Source organism: Tenacibaculum ovolyticum DSM 18103, from assembly GCF_000430545.1.
In the GTDB taxonomy this organism is placed as follows: domain Bacteria; phylum Bacteroidota; class Bacteroidia; order Flavobacteriales; family Flavobacteriaceae; genus Polaribacter; species Polaribacter ovolyticus.
On record NZ_KE387163.1, the window covers coordinates 96911 to 115499 of the forward strand.

Annotated in this window: 17 protein-coding genes and 2 tRNA genes; 4 read left to right on the forward strand and 15 right to left on the reverse strand. The window is 28.3% G+C overall.

Annotation, left to right across the window (positions count from 1 at the left end):
• Positions 1–39: 39 nt before the first annotated feature.
• From H518_RS0110370 to H518_RS0110400, 6 genes are all read right to left on the reverse strand, one after another.
• Positions 40–3114, reverse strand: a complete 3075-nt coding sequence (locus H518_RS0110370) for a caspase family protein (RefSeq protein ID WP_028888982.1) — start codon at positions 3112–3114, stop codon at positions 40–42.
• Between the two features lie 698 nt (positions 3115–3812).
• Positions 3813–4211 carry a hypothetical protein gene (locus tag H518_RS21080; protein WP_155995203.1) on the reverse strand — a complete coding sequence of 133 codons (399 nt, stop codon included), beginning with the start codon at positions 4209–4211 and terminating at the stop codon, positions 3813–3815.
• A gap of 34 nt (positions 4212–4245) precedes the next feature.
• Positions 4246–4851 (reverse strand): hypothetical protein, encoded by a 606-nt coding sequence (locus H518_RS0110380; RefSeq protein WP_028888984.1) that lies wholly within the window; start codon positions 4849–4851, stop codon positions 4246–4248.
• Positions 4838–5749 carry a hypothetical protein gene (locus H518_RS0110385; protein ID WP_028888985.1) on the reverse strand — a complete coding sequence of 304 codons (912 nt, stop codon included), beginning with the start codon at positions 5747–5749 and terminating at the stop codon, positions 4838–4840. Before H518_RS0110385 ends, H518_RS0110380 begins: the two co-directional genes overlap by 14 nt.
• A gap of 823 nt (positions 5750–6572) precedes the next feature.
• On the reverse strand, positions 6573–6968 hold the full coding sequence (locus tag H518_RS0110390; protein WP_028888986.1) for a MoaF-related domain-containing protein: 396 nt from the start codon (positions 6966–6968) through the stop codon (positions 6573–6575).
• 1133 nt (positions 6969–8101) lie between these two features.
• Positions 8102–8578 carry an Lrp/AsnC family transcriptional regulator gene (locus H518_RS0110400; protein WP_051263738.1) on the reverse strand — a complete coding sequence of 159 codons (477 nt, stop codon included), beginning with the start codon at positions 8576–8578 and terminating at the stop codon, positions 8102–8104.
• 97 nt (positions 8579–8675) lie between these two features.
• On the opposite strand from H518_RS0110400, the gene gshB reads away from it, so the two are divergent.
• Together gshB and H518_RS0110410 are read left to right on the forward strand one after the other, a co-directional pair.
• A complete protein-coding gene (gene gshB / locus H518_RS0110405) occupies positions 8676–9716 on the forward strand; it encodes a glutathione synthase (RefSeq protein WP_028888988.1) in 1041 nt (346 codons plus the stop codon).
• Positions 9697–11700, forward strand: a complete 2004-nt coding sequence (locus H518_RS0110410; protein WP_028888989.1) for a flavohemoglobin expression-modulating QEGLA motif protein — start codon at positions 9697–9699, stop codon at positions 11698–11700. Before gshB ends, H518_RS0110410 begins: the two co-directional genes overlap by 20 nt.
• A gap of 276 nt (positions 11701–11976) precedes the next feature.
• On the opposite strand, the gene H518_RS0110415 is transcribed toward H518_RS0110410, so the two are convergent.
• Together H518_RS0110415 and H518_RS0110420 are read right to left on the reverse strand one after the other, a co-directional pair.
• Positions 11977–12060, reverse strand: a tRNA-Leu gene (locus tag H518_RS0110415).
• Between the two features lie 43 nt (positions 12061–12103).
• Positions 12104–12176, reverse strand: a tRNA-Lys gene (locus tag H518_RS0110420).
• A gap of 107 nt (positions 12177–12283) precedes the next feature.
• On the opposite strand from H518_RS0110420, the gene H518_RS0110425 reads away from it, so the two are divergent.
• Positions 12284–12802: a shikimate kinase gene (locus H518_RS0110425; protein WP_028888990.1), complete on the forward strand. Its 519-nt coding sequence runs from the start codon at positions 12284–12286 to the stop codon at positions 12800–12802.
• Here H518_RS0110425 and H518_RS0110430 read toward each other — a convergent pair.
• Both H518_RS0110430 and H518_RS0110435 read right to left on the reverse strand, forming a co-directional pair.
• A complete protein-coding gene (locus H518_RS0110430; RefSeq protein WP_028888991.1) occupies positions 12794–13297 on the reverse strand; it encodes a phosphoribosyltransferase family protein in 504 nt (167 codons plus the stop codon). The genes H518_RS0110425 and H518_RS0110430 overlap by 9 nt on opposite strands.
• Before the next feature lie 30 nt (positions 13298–13327).
• Positions 13328–13717 carry an RNA-binding S4 domain-containing protein gene (locus H518_RS0110435; RefSeq protein WP_028888992.1) on the reverse strand — a complete coding sequence of 130 codons (390 nt, stop codon included), beginning with the start codon at positions 13715–13717 and terminating at the stop codon, positions 13328–13330.
• 79 nt (positions 13718–13796) lie between these two features.
• Here H518_RS0110435 and H518_RS0110440 point away from each other — a divergent pair, with 79 nt between their 5' ends.
• Positions 13797–14726: an FKBP-type peptidyl-prolyl cis-trans isomerase gene (locus H518_RS0110440; RefSeq protein ID WP_028888993.1), complete on the forward strand. Its 930-nt coding sequence runs from the start codon at positions 13797–13799 to the stop codon at positions 14724–14726.
• Between the two features lie 69 nt (positions 14727–14795).
• Here H518_RS0110440 and H518_RS0110445 read toward each other — a convergent pair whose 3' ends face one another.
• From H518_RS0110445 to smpB, 5 genes are all read right to left on the reverse strand, one after another.
• Positions 14796–15431, reverse strand: a complete 636-nt coding sequence (locus H518_RS0110445) for an outer membrane beta-barrel protein (protein ID WP_028888994.1) — start codon at positions 15429–15431, stop codon at positions 14796–14798.
• A 114-nt stretch (positions 15432–15545) separates the two neighbouring features.
• A complete protein-coding gene (locus tag H518_RS0110450) occupies positions 15546–16496 on the reverse strand; it encodes a transketolase family protein (protein ID WP_028888995.1) in 951 nt (316 codons plus the stop codon).
• Between the two features lie 53 nt (positions 16497–16549).
• Positions 16550–17131, reverse strand: coding sequence for a Maf family nucleotide pyrophosphatase (locus H518_RS0110455; protein ID WP_028888996.1), 582 nt, complete (start codon positions 17129–17131; stop codon positions 16550–16552).
• Positions 17118–18014 carry a UbiA prenyltransferase family protein gene (locus H518_RS0110460; RefSeq protein WP_028888997.1) on the reverse strand — a complete coding sequence of 299 codons (897 nt, stop codon included), beginning with the start codon at positions 18012–18014 and terminating at the stop codon, positions 17118–17120. The genes H518_RS0110455 and H518_RS0110460 overlap by 14 nt, the downstream gene beginning before the upstream one ends.
• Positions 18015–18473: an SsrA-binding protein SmpB gene (gene smpB / locus H518_RS0110465; RefSeq protein ID WP_028888998.1), complete on the reverse strand. Its 459-nt coding sequence runs from the start codon at positions 18471–18473 to the stop codon at positions 18015–18017.
• Positions 18474–18589: the final 116 nt, after the last annotated feature.

Consider the following 18589-nt stretch of genomic DNA (forward strand, 5'->3'; position numbering starts at 1 on the left):
GGGTGCTATGCACTATGCACTTTGTTGTGTTTTCGTTATTTAATCGAGACTTTTAATAAGCTCACTTATTATTTTTGACATAGTTCCGTCTTTTACAAAACGAATAACATCCTCCTTATATATTGGATTTATAAAGAACTTTGTTCCTTCTTTCTCTGATGCCGATTCTAAAAGTTCATTTCGCTTCATTATTCTGATTACTTTCTTATATCCATAGTTTTTCTTGTCAATTCCTTTAAATCTTGGCTTAATTACTTTATCCTCCCATTGTCGTCCAAGTCTTCCATTACTGTAGAATAGATGTAAGAATGAATTAATAAATGTTTTCGCATTATCAATCTTAGATTGTTCTGAATTTACATGGTGGGTTAAAGCCTCCTCAAGGTTTTGATCATAAATACAATCAATGAAAAGCTTTTTAGGGATAGAATGTTTGGATTTATGTCTTTCAATGTTCAATAAATGACACTTATTGAAAATAGTATCATCGCTAAATCTACAATCATAAAAATATCCATAATTATCTATATAGGCTTCATGAATTGTTAAACCAGAAAAATCAAATTTGATGGTTTTATCATGATTCAAATTAATTAAACACAAATTCAATATGGAATTCGATTTTTCAAAAATTGACATCATTAAATAAGTATTGGTTTCAATATTATTTTGACCAAACTTGTGCTGGATTGATAATGAAATGTTGAAAATATTGGCGATAACCCCTCTTTTAACTTGGGTTTCAATAACATCATTTTTAGATACTTGATCTATGATGTCGGAAACAAAAAGTATGTCATCATCAGACCATGAGTTAATTCGATTAACAATTTCAACATTCAAACCGGAGCCATACCAACAGTTTTCACTTATTATATTTAAAAAATTAGTATTAACCTTTTCAGTGTTACTTTCAAACTTGAAATAATTAGCGATGAAAATGCTTTTGAATAATTCTGCGAAAAAATCATATTTGAAGTTAGTTGTATTCCCAACGTTTTGAATAAAGGGATGGGATTTGAAAGCTTCAACATTTACATTATCGACTTTTCTTTGTAAAGCAATTTCTAACTCATTTTTAAAGTTTAGTGTTTGAATGTTACCTCTTCTTTCATTGGCTAGGTAAATGAAGAATTTAACTTGTTCATCTACACTTATTTGACCAATTCTTTTACGCTCTCTATCACATACACGGTAAATTATATAGTCATTTTTAACTTGTGTGCTTAAAATGCTTGAGCTGAATTTTGTTAGATCAAATTCGATATCTTCTTTTTCGTTGTTTACTATCGAGCGTATAATGTCTAGAACATAAGGATGGTAAATATGCGTATCCTCTTGGCTTGAAAACTTAAAGGAATCAGCAATAGCAACTGCCTTACTTTGCTTTCTCTTAGAATCAAAACTTTTATTAAAAAACTCTTCAGTCTGTTGTTTATCAAATGGTTTCAATTCAATTACATCAAAATGACCTGGGTTAGTTTGAGCTTGCTTCCAAAAATGTGTACGACATGTAATAATGGCCTTACCCCGACCTAATTGGTTAGTAGATTCAGTAATTGAAGAAAGGAATAAGTCAACGTCAAAGTTTGGGATTTTTGATATTACTTCGTCCAATCCGTCAATAACCATTAGTATATTTCCTGCATCAATGTTTAATCTGAATTCTTCTTGGGTTAATTTCGTTTCATGAGATTTGTCTTGCGAGAATAACGCATCATAAAAACTATATAGACCTATATTGTTTTGATGCTTACTTTTTCTAATTAGGTTGTTTTTTATCTGAACGGAATCAATAAAAATGATTTTTGTTTTATCGTTTCTTCCTAAAAAAGAATCTGCAATGAATTGAGCAAATGTTGTTTTACCAATACCACCAGTTCCTTTAATAACAAGTATAGGAGCTTCTTCTTTACTTATCCAATTATTTACAAATTCATCAACTTCTTGAGGATTAGTTTCTGTTGTAAATGATGGATGAATGAAGTTTGATATGGACAGGTAATTTGATGAACTGTCATCAATTTCTAAATTTGGTGTACAGGCATCTCTAATGAAATCATCTATATAAAAAATATTATTCGGCTTGAATTTCGTTTTTATGTTATTGATTCTCCTGCTTATAAATTGCTGATTGTCTTCTTTTGAAGTGTAAATGATTAGGTTTTTATTCTTAAAAATTTCTGGATGTTCTTTTTGGAGATGTTTTAGAGTTTGAGTTTGGTTAATTTCATTGTATAGATATAAGTAATAGGTCAATCGCTTTATTACCGAATCTAATTCTTTAAATAATTGATAACCGATTTTTTTAGTCCGATCTTCATAGGTTGAGACTTCATTGAAACTAGCATTCCTTTTATATAGTTTCAATACATTGTAGAAGCTTGGATAACCTTTTATTCCTTTTGTTGTTGCTGTTTCTATTGGAGTTAATACAAGTTCGCCTCCTTTGTGTCCTTGAACTTGCAAAGGTGAGCCCTGAGGGGTTTGCATTATGTTTGAATTAAATTCATTTTTTACAAACTCTATTAATTCTGAAATTCTAAATTCATCTTGAGCTGATTCAAGAAAGTTAATAATAGACTCAGCAAAAAGACTATTTGAATTAGGATCTTTTGGAGAGTATGACTCATCAAAAGCTGAAGTAAGTGCCCATCTAGAAGGCCGATTATTATATGTTCCATTAGATTTTGAAACACTTTGATTTAAAAGGGAACTTGAAAAACAACTATCTGAAATAAGAAAAAGGTGTTTACATTTTAGATTGTTGATAAAAGCAATTATCGTCTCATTAGGAATCCATGTGGTATACTCTTTTGTTCCATCAAAAGGAATCCAAAATCCTCTTTCTTCCTGTTCGCTATACTCTCCATGTCCCGAGAAAAATATAATTAAATTGTCTTCTTCGGTCAAGCTGCGAGAATATCCTCTTAAAGCATCTTGGATTTTCTTATTAGTTGCATCACTATCTAGAAGCTCATAAATGCTGTTTTCAGCAAAATCATATGACTCTAAAAGGGTATTTTTTAAATCTAGAACATCCTTTGAACAGGTAGATAATTTTCCGTGATTAGTATAATTGTCTATACCAATTATAAAAAGTTTGTTTGGCATTTTGTATTTGTTCTTATTTAATGAAACACAACAACAATATATAGTTACTAAGGTAACTATATACCCGTCTTATATAGTTGTAGTTTTTTAATGTATTATAATTTGTTATATGCGTAATATTATTCTTTTTATTAGGTTTTTTTAGACAGGATAAAAAGAACTTTTGCATTTTTATTTTTTCGTTACCAAAAATAACTTCTGAAAAACAAAAAAGCGACTAAAAAGACGTAAAATAAGTACGGTTTTACCGTAAATTATATTACAAATTTGGTGTAAAAATAAAGAGCTATGAGAGAAAAAGCATTAGCGTTTATTATTTTGATATAAGTAATGGGTATATGAGTATAAGTGTTGTTTTTTATTAAGTAAGAATTAGAAGGTTTCAGTTTCAATATATTCTAAAGGTCTTATATTTACTACCTACATTTCTTGTATCTTCCTTTTATTTCTATAATTCCATTTAAACCTAAGATTCCATAATGTTTTATTGCTTTTTCACCTTTGTGTATTTTTAGTTTCTTAACCTTAAATTTTTTCTTCTCTAAAATATTCTTTAAGGTTATAGTGTCTTTTTCAGATTTTAAAATTTCTCCATTTACAGCCGTCGCTAGTGCGAGTATCTTGCTCGTGACGGCATGAGTAAGTAAAAAGTGCTAGGATATTAGAGATTTCTTTATTGGCAGTAATTTGTTATTTTACTAATTTGAATTTATGCCTATTATAAATAAAATTGTTATAGTCTTTAGAGAAAAAAGTGTGTCTTGACTTAGGTTTCTTTTAATTTCCCTTTTGAAGCTTTTATCTACATCTATTTTATTTAATAATGAGTCTATTAAAACACTTTGAATAGTTTCCTCAGATGTTATGAAGATGTTATCTGAAACTTGTTCTAAATAGCCTTTATAAGAATATGATTTATCTTTATTTAAACTATAGTGCATATATAAGAATCTATTATTTTTTTTTAAGAATAAAAACCTGTCTTTTCCATTTACTTGCGTGTATATTGATTTATTGATTTTTCTTATTGAACTGCATGAGTATCCTAAAAAGATGATAGAAATTAAAAATAAATGAATAAAGCTCTTACTTGGCATGGATTTATATCTAAACTTTTAGTTGAATTATTTACTACCTACATTTTTTGTATTTTCCTTTTATTTCTATAACTCCATTTAACCCTAAGATTCCATAACGTTTTATTGCTTTTTCACCTTTGCGTATTTTTAGTTTCTTAACCTTGAATTTTTTCTTATCTAAAATCTTCTTTAAGATTATAGCGTCTTTTTCCGATTTTAAAATTTCGTCATTTACAGCGTATATAATTTGATTTCCTAAAATACTATCTACAGCAGTTTTATTAAAGTAAACTCTTTCCGTTTCTATTTGAACTATAGCATATTTTGATTTTCTGTAAAAACGAGTATTCGCAAATTTAGATACCAATTTATCATTTACTAACTTAATTCCTTTTCCTTGTTCAATATCACTTTTTTCTTCAAAAATATAAATGGTATCATTTTTTATTTCACTAATAAAACTGATATTTTTTTCAGGAAACAAACCTTTTGAAGGTAGTTTTAATGACACTTTCTGATGTTCAATAAATAAAGAATGTTTAGGAAGTGTTTCACTTGAATACGTGGTATATGTATTATTGATAAAACTTTTTTGAGCAAAAGACAAAAAAGAATAGAACAACAAACAAATAAGTATTCCTTTTTTAATATTTAACATAGATAAAGGGATTATTTTCAATAAATACTTTTATAAAATCAATATATGGTTCATTCTTATCTCTTTTGTCAATTCCTAAGCCTGTAATAAAATTACTTCTGTGCTTATTACCTTTCCTAATATTTCCAAGAGAAGAATGAATATCTAAACTCCTTTTTGATATTGCACTATATAGAGAACCACTACCTAAAGAATCTTCTACTTTCACTATAACATCTGCAGTAATTTTTTTCATTTTCTTAATTTCTAATGTACCTAATCCTAACCCATTTTTAATCTTACCACTTTTAAATTGATTTAGCACTTCTTCATCTGTCATTACTACTCGGAGTTTTAAAACTCCGTCATAAGCATATTGACGTTTGTATGTTTCTACTTCATCTCCTAAATCATATAATAAACCAGGCAAGTTTTCAGGCTCTCCACTTACTTTTATGAAATCTATTTTACCAGTTTCAAATTGAAATACATGTTTTAATTCATTCAGTAAGCTACCTAAAGTTCCGTCATAAAAAACAAGACCTTTATCACTTATATTTTCATATGAAAACTTAGGTTTGTTACCAATCCTAAACTCATATGTGGATTGAGAATGCTCAATAACTTTAATTTCCTCTAAAGCCTCTTCTAGTTCCTTTATTCTAATTTTTAAATCTTTCTTTTCAGTTCCTTTTGATTTTTCTATTTGTGTAATGAGGGTGTTAATTTTTTGCTTAACTCTCTTTTTTAGTTCTTCTAATTTAGCTTTACTATTAGGATCTATTTTATCAATAATATTACTACTTTCGCAACTATCTAATTTGTTTTGTAATAGTAGTAATTGACTCTCTAAACTATTAGTCGCTCCCAAAAACAAAGCAGAACAAATATTGTTTTTAAATTCTTGAATTACACTCATTTTAGTTTATTTATGCTGCTGGTAACTATTTATATAAAAGATAATGTTTTGTTTGTTAATTCTAACAAATAAATAAAAGCAACCTTATAGCAATTTGTCTTTCTATTTTTTTTGTTAAAAGTAAATTATAAAAAACAAAAAAGCCACTATAAAACCGTAAAATAAGTAAGGGAAAACCTTATTTATATTACAGTTTTAATGTGAAAATAAAGAGCTATGAGAGAAAAAGTATTAACGTTTGTTATTTTGATTTAATAAGTATTGTTTTTTATTAAGTAAGAGTTAAAAGGTTTCAGTTTCTCTATATTCTAATGGTTCATATTTCTCACCTACATTTCTTGTATCTTCCTTTTATTTCTATAACTCCATTTAAGGCTAAGATTCCATAACGTTTTATAGCTTTTTTACCTTTGCGTATTTTTAGTTTTTTAACCTTGAATTTTTTCTTGTCTAAAATATTATTTAAAGTTATAGCGTCTTTATCAGATTTTAAAATTTCGTCATTTACAGTCGTCGCTAGCGCCGAGCATCTTGCTCATGACGGCATGAGTAAGTAAAAAGTGCTAGGATATTAGAAATCAAACAGTATTAACATGAAAACAAAATGCAAATTCGTATAAAAATAATTAAGGGCAGATTGTAAAGTTTTATATATTTATAAAAAATATAAGCTCAAAGAATATTGAATGATATTCTTTGAGCTTAGTTTGTATTGTGTGGAATTAATGAAGGATTTGCTTGGTTTTTACCTCAGTTCTTTGTTATACTTAGTGTTTTGTTTTTGCCCTATAGTGTTACCTGCTGCTTTTTATTTAGTCGGTTTCTACAACTCACGAATTATTCCAGAAAGAGGTATTATTTCTTTATCTATTTTTAAAAAGGAGTTTATAGTATTTTCTTTTAAATTAATTACTTGGCTAACACCTAATCCACCTTGTTCAATCCAAGAAACGAAGAGAGTATAGTTATTCAGTCGTTGTGTAGAATAGGTTTCATCTGCTTCTTCTCCTTTTTCATCTCCTTTTACACATTTCCAATGTAGTTTGTTTTCCGATTTAAAATTTAATTCATAAACAGAATTGCCATAATTATATTCAAGTGTTTTTCCAGATAAGGATATGATTTTTTCTGAAATACTTTTTTCCTCTTGAGTTATTTCAGCATTTTCACAAGATATGTTTATTATTAAAATCATAATTGCGAAGATTGCGTTTTTCATAATTTGTTTTTTTAATGTTAGTTATTCGTTTTTATTTGTTTTTTTTAGAAGGAATAAAAGGAACTTTTAAATTTTTATTTTTCTTTGCCAAAAGTAACTTATGAAAAATAAAAAAGTAAATTTAAAACCGTAATATAAGTATGGTTTTACCTTAAATTAGATTACAATTTTGATGTAAAAATAAAAAGCGACGAGAGAAAAATAATTAGTATCTGTTATTTCAATATAAGTAAAGGATGCATGAGTATAATGTAGATAAAAGGAGCATAGTTAAATGCTCCTTACCCCTAAATGAAAATAAAAGTTCCCCAAACTATTAAATTCTAATTTTTAGACGTGGTTTTATTTTAAGCTTACATTAATATTAAAAGAAAATAAACAGTAGGTTTTAAAATAAAAAAAGCTCCTAAGAAAGGAGCTATAAAAACAAATTGGGGATTAATTTTTCTATTGGACGAGTAATCTTTCCAGAGCTTACAAATAAATAGAACTAAAAAAATAACAATAGGCATTCGATTATATAAAATGATGAGAATTATTTGATGTAATTACCGTAAATATATCTAAGTAAGTGTTGTAGCTTTTTAATTTGTATTCATCTAGTTAGAAAATGAGTAATACCAAGAGTAACAACTATTAAAACTTAAAGTGTTTCATGGTTTTAAATTAATTAAAAAAATCCTTTAGATTTGTTGGGTAATAAACTAAATAGAACACTTTATAAGCTCCATTTATTAAATAATCTGTCTTCGTTATTGCTTCGAAAATGATTTAATAAACGATGTTTTAACTGAGTTTACTACGATTTTACCAACAAAAAACAAACTATTGTGAAACAAAACTTTAAAGAATACATTGAATCTTATGTTGGATTATTCCCTGATTTAAATTTGGAAGAAGTAACCTTTTTAAAGTCGTGCCTTAAACCAGCAGTAGAACAAATATTGCTTTTAAATTCTTGAATTACACTCATTTTAGCTTACTTACATCATTGATAACTAAGTGTATAAAAGATAATGTTTTATGTGTTATTTTTAACATACAAATAAAATAAACCTTGCAGTAATTTGTCTTTCTGTTTTATTTGCTAAAAATAAATTATAAAAATTCGACAATCAAAACCGTAATATCTCTTAATCTATTAATATTTTAGTTGAAAACTTTATTTCTTCAAGAACTATTTGACTTTCAATGTCACCGATATTATGGATAGATGCAACTTCGTTAACTAAGAAATTTCTGAAAGATTTAATATCTGAAAATCTAACTTTCACCAAAAAATCGAAACTTCCAGATGTGTGATAAAATTCTATAACAGCTTTTAGCTTCTCCATTTCCCGAACAAATTCATTCCGCTTTTCTGAGTGATGATCTTTTATAGTAATGTTCATAAAAACTAAAATACTTTTTCCCAGAATGTCGGCATCAAGTAAAGCAACATACTGTTTGATAATTCCTGTCTTCTGTAGTTTTTTTATACGTTCATAAATGGGAGTTGTAGTCAGAGAGAGTTTATGAGCCATTTCTTTGGCTGTTGCCATCGCGTTTTCTTGGAGAATTTCAAGGATTTGTATATCAGTATTATCAATGTTTAGTGAATTATACTTCATTTTTTTTATTTTGTAGGGTAATTTACTTAAATTAAAACACTGTACAACTATATTCCCTTTTTTAATTGAATTTTGCTTTGAAAAATACTAACATCAAATGAAAATCTGTTTTATAATGTACCCTTGGGAAAAAGTAAATCCTAAGCAAGATTCTACTCTTAGAATGATTCATGAACTTACTGTTCGTGGGCACGAAGTTGCTATAACATATCCATCTAATTTAACAATTCGAGATAGTGTTACTTTGAGTTTGTGTAAAACAATTATTAGTCAAGATAAAGTATCGAATAGTATACCATCATTTTACAAGTCGGTTAAATTTCATAAAGAAATGAAGCCTTTGCAACATTTTGATGTAATATTTATGAGAGACAATCCACCTATGGATCCATTAGTGCTCAATTTTCTTGATTCTATAAAAGACGACGTATTTATATTAAACGCTGTAGATGGTTTGCGAGAAACCAATAATAAAATTTATACAGCTGCATATTATGATCCGAAACGAGAATTGATTCCTGCTACTCATGTTTCAAAAAACATCGACTACTTATTAAGAATTATCGAAGAATCAGAAAATGATAAAATGATTTTAAAGCCATTAGATGGCTATGGTGGTAGTGGTGTAATTGTAATCGAAAAATCGGCAATGCATAATATTAAATCTTTACTTGACTTTTATATTAATGGGAAAGAAGGTAAATCTAGCTATGTAATTCTACAAGAGTATGTAGAGGGAGCTGAAAATGGTGATGTACGTGTATTAATGTTAAATGGAGAGCCTATTGGTGCTTTGCGTAGAAGACCTGCGAAAGGAGATGCACGTTCAAATATTTCTGCAGGAGGTACTGTAGAAAAATACAAGTTAACCAAAACGGACAAAATTTTATGTAGAAAAGTAGGTGAGAAGTTAGTTCGTGACGGAATTTATTATGCAGGACTTGATTTGATAGGTGGAAAATTAATTGAGGTAAATGTAATGAGTCCTGGAACGATTACGGACATTAATAAATTGAATAATACAAAGATTCAAAAGAAGATAGTTGACTATTTAGAGCGTGTTGTTGAAGAAATAAGAGATAGAAAAAATAAGTCTGAACTTATAAAGTTAGTATCCGATGAGGAGGTTAGAGATTAATGAAATTATAGCGTTAATAAATGCTGAAAAACATTTTGAAGCTATTGTTTCTGACGGCTCTTTTTCTATAAAAATAAATAAATATCTACCATATTGTTGTACGGCTATTCATGACGGTAGTAATTTGCGTTCTGAGTTAAAAGAAAAGATAAATCATGACGAGTATAATCGTTGGTATGAAGAAGATCCTTTTACCGGAGATTTTATATCTTCAATGCCTATTACTTTAATTAGTAATGATTCTCGTTTTGAATATGATTTAAACAGAAATTCAGATAACTGTATTTTTGATATTGCGTGGGAGAAAAAAGTCTGGAAAAAGAAACTAACACCTAAAGAGAGACAGAAAAGTATTGAAAAGCATAATAACTATTATAAAGTTACTCATGCATTAATTCAAAAACTAGAAGCACTTTTTGGAGGATGTGTAGTTTATGATATTCACTCTTATAACTTTCAGCGTTGGGACAGAAAAGTACCATTGTTTAATATCGGTACTGAGAATATTGACATGAACCGATTTGGAAATGTTGTAGAGCATTGGAGGCAAGAGCTTGGGAAGATTGAATTACAAGATATTGAAAACGACAGTGTTATTAACGATGTTTTTTATGGAAGGGGTTATAATCTTGAATATATCACTAAAAACTTTAAAAACACTTTAGTTTTAGCAACAGAGGTTAAAAAGGTTTACTGTAATGAAATGACAGGAGATGATTATCCTAATATAATTAAGACATTACAAAAGGGGTTTAAAAAGGCAATATTAAATAATGCTAATTTTTTTAATCAAAAACATTCCGATTGGGAATATCAAGTAAAGGCTAAATTATTAGATAAAACAATGGACTCCTCAATTCTTAAAGTTGACAAAGAATTGTTTAGATTATTAAAAGGTTTTGAACTATTAGCTTCAGTCAATCCAATTAATAACATTAAAGAAAAAAAACGTTTTTTTAAAAACAAATGCACAGAAATACCTCATTTTAAGTATAACCCTATTAAAATTAATCCATTTGAGTTAAAACAGCAATTAAGTAATCTTAAAGTACAGGATATTTCGGATGTATCAATTCGTCATTTATATGAATCTGTTATCAATAGTTATTTTGATAAAATAGACATGTTATCTGAATTAGATACTCGAAAATTCTTATATAATTCATTGCGTTATTTTGGAAGACCTTCTAAAAAGGATATCGAAAATGCACATTACTTTTTGCATTTGCCTGATGTAGCGGGTGAACCTAGAAGATCACCCAGTTTAGGTGTTGAAGAAGCTATGGTTTCATTTAAAGAAGGCCTTGAAAGTTATGGTTTTAAAAGTAGAATAGAAAAAAGTAACCGTGTTGTCTCACAAGTAATGGTTTTAAACGCTAAAAAAACTATTTTATTTAGACCAGATGCAAAATTTACTAGAAATCAAATAAACGCACTTGTAGAGCATGAAATAGGAGTACATATGGTAACAACGATGAATTCTAATGCTCAAAAATTGAATTTATTCAATCTAGGGCTTCCTGTAAATACGATGACACAAGAAGGACTAGCTATTTTATCTGAATACCTTAGTGGTAATATTTCAATGAAAAGGCTTAAAAAGTTGGCCTACCGTGTTATTATAGTAGATATGATGTGTAATGGAGCAGATTTTGTTGAGTGTTATAGTTTTCTTGTAAATAATCATGGTTTAGATAAAGACGATGCTTTTAGTGTCGTTACAAGAATATTTAGAGGTGGCGGCTTTACAAAAGATTACTTATACTTAAGTGGTTTTGTGAAAATTTTACGTTTCTGGGAAAACGATAATGACTTAAGTCCTTTATTAATAGGTAAAACTTCTCTTGATTTTTATCATACAATTAACGAAATGATGCAGAGAGAAATGATTCAGAAACCAATTTATAAAACACACAGCTTTAATGACCCAAAGCTTGGTAGAAATAACAATATATATGAATATATATTAAGTGGTCTTAAGTAGTTAATTTGCTGCGTTACATAACGTTTAGTTTAAAGAATGTAGGGTAGAGCAAAACATAGCATTTCGAATTCTTACTAAGTCTAAAATTTCAGGTACTTTTTGTTGAAATTTTCGATTCCTAAAATTTATGATTTTATAGCATTTAAGTAGCTATTTAACAGTAGTTGTTTTGTACAGGTACTTTTATGATTTTTCAGTAAAAGACTAGGAGTGAGGCATAAAAAAACACTTATAAGTATATTTATAAGTGTTTGAAAATAAGTATTTTAATTTGTGTACACATAGCGGGAGTCGAACCCGCACGTTCTTACGAACACAAGCCCCTCAAGCCTGCACGTCTACCAATTCCGCCATATGTGCTTAAATCAAAAAAGTTAAGCAAATGAATGCTTAACTTTTTTTGTGACCGGGCTGGGGCTCGAACCCAGGACCCTCTCCTTAAAAGGGAGATGCTCTACCAACTGAGCTACCAGGTCATTCAGTGCTTCTGAAAGCGGTTGCAAATATACAACTATTCTTTAATTCAAAAAAACTTTTTTGTAATATTTTTTACTCATATTTGTAACCTCTTAATTATTAGATTATGAAAATTGTTTTAATAGGATATATGGCTAGTGGAAAATCTACAATTGGTAGATTATTATCGCAAAAAATGAACTTTTCTTTTATTGATTTAGACGATTACATTGAAGAAAAAGAAAAAATGACAGTATCTGAGATCTTCGAAAAGAAAGGAGAGATCTATTTTAGAAAAGTAGAGCACTTATATTTAAAAGAATTAATGCTCTTAGATAGGGATATTGTTTTATCATTAGGAGGAGGAACTCCTTGCTATGCTGGCAATATGGATATAATTACTGAATCGAAGAACACGAATGCTATATATTTAAAGACACGAATTGCTACGGTTGTTGAAAGATTGACCAATGAAAAAAATCAAAGACCTTTAGTAGCTAGATTAAAAGAAGATGAATTAGCCGAGTTTGTGGCTAAACATTTATTTGAACGAAGCTACTTTTATAACAAGTCGAAATATAAATTAGCTGTAGATACTAAAAATACAGCGGAAATTGTTGATGAAGTCTACAAATTATTAAGTTAGATAAACAAGGGTTTCGTTATTTTTAAATTCTACCACTACATGTTCTTTTGTTGATGTAGATAAAGAAATTCCTTTAAAATCAGCTTTAACAGGGTATTTCTTATGATTCCTATTAACTAATACAGCTGTTTTAAATCTTTTTAAAGGCACATCAAGAAAATGCTTTACAGCGTATATTAATGTTGTACCCGAATTTAAAACATCATCAACTAATACTAAAGATTTGTTTTGGTATTGATTACTATCGATAGAAGTTGTAATTGGTGTAATAGGATTTTTTTTATCTATTACAACCTTACATAATTCAATTTTTAGTGGTGAAATTTCAGCTAATACAGCCTGAATCTTCTCAGCAAATAAATAACCATTATTAGCAATACCAGCAATTATAATTTCTGTTTCATTGCTATTGCTTTCATATATTTGAAAAGCTATTCTTCTAATTTTTTGCGCTACCTGGCTATCCGTTAAAATAATATTGTCAGCTATAATCATATTTGTTTATTTATTATTGAATAAAAGATATTACAAATTAATATCTTTTTCTTCAGAATCATCGTAATAATCGTCAATATCTCGTCTATCTTTTTTCGTAGGCCTTCCTGTACCTTTTTTTCGATAGTAATCTTTTGAATATTTTAATAATGCTGTTTTTTCAAATTCTTCCTTTGGTGTTATATCTTTTCGATATAAATCGACCAATTTAGCTCCAATTCGGCTATCTGGTATGTCTATTATTTTTATTTTATAGTTAATTTGATTCTTTCGAATAGTTATTTCTTCATTACCGAATACATCTTTAGAAGGTTTTAAACTTAGTCCATCAATTTTAACATGCCCTTTTTTACACGCCTCAGTAGCAATACTACGTGTTTTAAATAAGCGGATACACCATAAATATTTGTCAATTCTCATATAAAAAGTTAAAATTTATCTTTTAGTTTTTTACAAAGGTATAAAAATGGTAAATTGCGCGTTAAAATTTCAATATTAAATGATAAAATTTAAACATCTTTTTTGCACTGTGTTTTTAAGTGCTTTGTTATATTCTTGTGGAAGTGATAGTAATACTATTGTTAAATTTGATCATCAAGCGCAAGCTTTAAAAGACAAAGACTCTATAGCTAAATTTTTAGACAACTATTATTTTGATGATACTATAGATTCTATAAAACCTTTAGTTTCAGGGAAAACACCTTTATCAGGAGATGTTAGGTTGATTAAAAAGACTCATATTGAAAATGAAATATCATATGATTTGTATCATATTATTACTGAAGAGGGGCAATCTATAAAAGAAGGAGCATCTAGTAGTAAAATTACTACAACTATAGGAAGTCCTACACCTTTAGATTCTGTTTTTACTAAATATCAAGTTTGGTATACATCGAAAACAAGTGAATTTGTATTAAATCAGACAGGAAGTACACCGATATGGTGGAATTTAGCTGTAAGCAACAGTCCTTTTGCAGCTCCAACTCCTATTAGAGGATGGTCTTTAGGAATACCAAATTTTAAAGCAGGATTGAATAACACAGGTAATGGTCCTATAACTTATGAGAAATTTGGAAAAGGAATACTTATTATTCCTTCAGGTTTAGCTTATGCAGAGTCAATTAAAGGGAATATACCAGCTAACTCACAACTAGTATTTTATATAGATTTATTAGATTTTGTTGAAAATACAGATCATGATCAAGATGGTATTTTTTCAATTTTTGAAGATGTAGATGAAGATGGTGATTCAAGAAATGACGATACTGATAAAAATAGAATAGCAAATTATCTTGATACAGACGATGACGGAGATGGTATACTAACAAAAAATGAAGATGCAAATGGTGATGGTGATCCTAGAAATGATTTTAGTGATCCAAATAAACCTACTATTCCTGATTACTTGAATAGAGATATTAGAAAATAAGAAAATATTTAGCATAAAAAATCCGAAGTCAAAACTTCGGATTTTTTTTATGCCTTATTTTTAGTAAGATTAAAATCTATATGATAAACCAATAATGATTTGGTTTACTCTAGTGTCAAAAGTTGTTTTGTTTGATACACCAACAAGATCTCTTGTAAAGCTAGATTCTGTATCAGAGAAAGCTCTTTCCCAACGAGCATCTATCCCTAATTTACCTATATCAACACCAAACCCTAATTGCATTCCTAGAGTAAAGCCATCAGATTTTACATCTTTAAGATCACTAAGACCGAAATCTCCATCTATAACATATTGAAAAGTTGGCCCAGCAAATACACGACCAATACTAAATACTTTTTTACCTAGCAGTACTGGTATGTCAAACTTTCTAAATTCGTAACTAGTACCAATGTTTTGTGTACCAACAACTCCACCAACTACCTTTTTATAAGTAATGTCATTACTTAATTGAGTATACACTAGTTCTGGTTGAATAAACAAACCAATAACAGGTATTTTTATTCTAGTCCATACACCTGCATGAAAACCTGTTTTGCTTTTTGCTCCACTAAGAATGTCGCTACTTACGTTTGTAATAGATTTCGAATTATAATTTACTCCTCCTTTAATACCAAATTGTACTTGACTTTGACTTAATTGGGTTCCTCCTATAAAAAGGAGTGCTAATAAAAATATTTTTTTCATCGTTTATTATTTTAGTATACTATTAAAACTTATTTTATATTAATTTATTGAGTGTTGAAAAAAAAAGCATCATTTTTAATTTAAAAATGATGCTTTTTTTAGTATTAAGTAAAATTATTTTCTTGAGATTACCTTTTCTACAGCTTTAACTATAGCTTCATCATTTAATCCATATTTTTCCATTAATTGAGCTGGAGTTGCAGATTCTCCAAAACTATCATTAACAGCTACGAATTCTTGTGGAGTAGGAGTGTTGGTTGCTAAACAACGAGCAACGCTTTCACCTAATCCTCCAAATTTATTATGTTCTTCAGCAGTAACAATACAACCTGTTTTTGCAATAGACTCTAATATAATATCTTCATCTAAAGGTTTAATAGTATGTATATTTATTACTTCTGCAGAAATTCCTTTTTCTTCTAATTGTTCAGCAGCTTGTAAAGCTTCCCAAACTAAGTGTCCTGTTGCTACAATTGTAACGTCATTTCCTTCTGTAAGTTTTATTCCTTTACCAATTTCAAAAGGCTCCTCTGTCATAAAAACAGGTACTTTTGGTCTACCAAAACGTAAGTATACAGGTCCGTCATGCTCAGCAATAGCAATAGTAGCAGCTTTAGTTTGACTATAATCACAAGTGTTAATAACTGTCATACCTGGCAACATTTTCATTAACCCGATATCTTCTAATATTTGGTGTGTAGCACCATCTTCACCAAGTGTTAAACCAGCGTGTGAAGCACATATTTTTACGTTTTTATCTGAATAAGCAACAGATTGACGTATTTGATCGTATACACGACCTGTAGAGAAGTTTGCAAAAGTTCCAGTGAATGGAATTTTTCCTCCAATAGTTAAACCAGCAGCAATACCAATCATATTTGCTTCAGCAATTCCTATTTGAAAGAAACGTTCTGGATGGTTGTTTTTAAAGTCTCCCATTTTTAGAGAACCTGTTAAATCAGCACATAATGCTACTACATTAGGATTTGTTTTTCCTAATTCAGTTAAACCATCTCCAAATCCAGATCTGGTATCTTTTTTTTCGGTGTAAGTATATTTTTTCATTAGTTGTGTTGTGTAAATACGTGTCAAAAATAATCTTTTATAAAAATGTAGAACTACAAATTTATTAATTCTTTATAAAGTTTATGAACAGGAAACCCCATAACATTAAAATAACTACCTTTTATTTCAGTTATACCTATCTTTCCAATCCATTCTTGAATACCATAAGCGCCTGCTTTATCATAAGGTTTATAGTTTTTTATATAATATTCAATTTCAAGATCGGTAAGCTTTTTAAAAGTAACGGTAGTAGTATCATTAATTATATGCTTAAAGTTTTTATTTAAAATACAGATTGAGGTAATCACCTGGTGTGTATTATTAGATAACTCCTTTAGCATTTTAAAAGCTTCGTTGTAATTTTTAGGCTTTCCTAGTGCTTTGTTATTAGACCAAACAATAGTATCTGAAGTAATTAAAATATCTTTTTCATTTAATTCATCACTAAAAGGTTTTGATTTTAAATCAGAGAGATAATCTGTTATTTCAGAAGCTACTAAATGTTCTGGGTAAATTTCTTCAACTTCTTTTGTTTTTACAGTAAAATCTATATCTAAGTCCTTTAAAAGTTGTTGCCTCCTTGGTGATTTAGAAGCAAGAATTACAGTATAATTTAATAATTTAGTTGATAACATATTTAATATGATAAGATATTATAGGGATACTTAAAATAGCTAAAAAGTAACCAATGTTTGATATTTTGTATAAAAAAATATAATCATTAGAACTAGAAGCTGTCATTAATTTATAGATGATGAATAATTGAGGAATTGTACCTAATAACATGATTGTGATAAACAAGTATGTGTTTTTTACGTATACGATGGCAATAGAAAAAACAATTAAACAGACTAAAATACTAATAGATAAAGCAACTTTAGTTGCTCTATTTCGACCTAACAAAATAGGTAGTGTTTTGTGTTCAAAATTATTATCAGAGTTTATATTATTAATATCAATTATTATTTCTCGAACAATATTGCTTAAAAAAGAAACAGCCACGTATATTAAAATTATAATCTGTAATTTAAAAAAAATATCCCATTGAGAGGAGGATAAATTTGTAGGCAAATCAAACCAGCAAACAATTAGAATGGTAAAAGATTTAATAAAAGATGAAAGTAAGTTAGTGAAAAATGTTTTTTTTCTAACTTTTTTAGCGTAAAAAAAAGTATAAACTACACCAAAAATAAAAATAAAACTGTAATTAGGTTTTTGAATCTTAAAAGCTAAAAAAAAACCTAATATTAAACTTAAAAGAGCAAAAATAAAAGCATATCTCTTTGCTTTTTTCACAGGGAATTTAACATTCTTTTTTTGTTTTCTATAAAAATAATTAAATAAATAACCTGATGCAATTATTAAAACACCAGAACTAACTAAAATACCTAAATCAAAAAAAGAAAGAGCTGTTTCGAATCCAAACCCATTTATAAGAGAATATTTTAATAAAAATAATATAAAAAAAAAGTATAAAAGTCTTTTCCAATGAATGATATGAAAAAAAATAGCAAGCATTTAATTAAAATCTTTTTTAATTCTAGCTAAATCTCTTTTATTATCTCTGTCTTTCATTGTTTGACGTTTATCATGCGTCTTTTTACCTTTAGCTAAAGCAATATCTAGTTTAGCCCAACCATTTTCATTAATAAACAGTTTAAGAGGTACAACAGTGTTTCCTTTGGCTTCAACTTCTCTTTCTAATTTTTTAAGCTCCTTTTTATTTAATAACAAACGACGTTCACTTGTTGTTTTGTGATTAAAATGGTTACCAAATGCATACTCTTCAATATACATGTTTATAATAAAAAGTTCTCCATGATCATTAAATTCACAAAAACTTTCTGTTATTCTAGCTTTACTTAATCTAATTGATTTTATTTCAGTACCAGTAAGTTGAATTCCGGCAGTATATTTATCCAAAATCTCGTATTCGAAACGAGCTTTTTTATTTTGTATGTTAATTTTTTTTTGCATAGTACCTGCAAATATAACTAATAATTTAAGTGTCTAAAGAAAATTATTAAACTATGATTTTAATCATTATTTATGCTTCTTTCTGAAAGTATTTTTGCTTCAGAAATTAAAGTTTA

What these genes read in the sequence shown, in the direction of transcription:
- H518_RS0110460 (WP_028888997.1), bottom strand. Translation starts at nt 18,014, where the DNA reads ATGCTTGCTATTTTTTTTCATATCATTCATTGGAAAAGACTTTTATAC.
- H518_RS0110380 (WP_028888984.1), bottom strand. Translation starts at nt 4,851, where the DNA reads ATGTTAAATATTAAAAAAGGAATACTTATTTGTTTGTTGTTCTATTCT.
- H518_RS0110370 (WP_028888982.1), bottom strand. Translation starts at nt 3,114, where the DNA reads ATGCCAAACAAACTTTTTATAATTGGTATAGACAATTATACTAATCAC.
- H518_RS0110445 (WP_028888994.1), bottom strand. Translation starts at nt 15,431, where the DNA reads ATGAAAAAAATATTTTTATTAGCACTCCTTTTTATAGGAGGAACCCAA.
- H518_RS21080 (WP_155995203.1), bottom strand. Translation starts at nt 4,211, where the DNA reads ATGCCAAGTAAGAGCTTTATTCATTTATTTTTAATTTCTATCATCTTT.
- H518_RS0110390 (WP_028888986.1), bottom strand. Translation starts at nt 6,968, where the DNA reads ATGAAAAACGCAATCTTCGCAATTATGATTTTAATAATAAACATATCT.
- H518_RS0110440 (WP_028888993.1), top strand. Translation starts at nt 13,797, where the DNA reads ATGATAAAATTTAAACATCTTTTTTGCACTGTGTTTTTAAGTGCTTTG.
- H518_RS0110385 (WP_028888985.1), bottom strand. Translation starts at nt 5,749, where the DNA reads ATGAGTGTAATTCAAGAATTTAAAAACAATATTTGTTCTGCTTTGTTT.
- H518_RS0110410 (WP_028888989.1), top strand. Translation starts at nt 9,697, where the DNA reads ATGAGGAGGTTAGAGATTAATGAAATTATAGCGTTAATAAATGCTGAA.
- H518_RS0110425 (WP_028888990.1), top strand. Translation starts at nt 12,284, where the DNA reads ATGAAAATTGTTTTAATAGGATATATGGCTAGTGGAAAATCTACAATT.
- smpB (WP_028888998.1), bottom strand. Translation starts at nt 18,473, where the DNA reads ATGCAAAAAAAAATTAACATACAAAATAAAAAAGCTCGTTTCGAATAC.
- H518_RS0110400 (WP_051263738.1), bottom strand. Translation starts at nt 8,578, where the DNA reads ATGAAGTATAATTCACTAAACATTGATAATACTGATATACAAATCCTT.
- H518_RS0110430 (WP_028888991.1), bottom strand. Translation starts at nt 13,297, where the DNA reads ATGATTATAGCTGACAATATTATTTTAACGGATAGCCAGGTAGCGCAA.
- H518_RS0110455 (WP_028888996.1), bottom strand. Translation starts at nt 17,131, where the DNA reads ATGTTATCAACTAAATTATTAAATTATACTGTAATTCTTGCTTCTAAA.
- H518_RS0110435 (WP_028888992.1), bottom strand. Translation starts at nt 13,717, where the DNA reads ATGAGAATTGACAAATATTTATGGTGTATCCGCTTATTTAAAACACGT.
- H518_RS0110450 (WP_028888995.1), bottom strand. Translation starts at nt 16,496, where the DNA reads ATGAAAAAATATACTTACACCGAAAAAAAAGATACCAGATCTGGATTT.
- gshB (WP_028888988.1), top strand. Translation starts at nt 8,676, where the DNA reads ATGAAAATCTGTTTTATAATGTACCCTTGGGAAAAAGTAAATCCTAAG.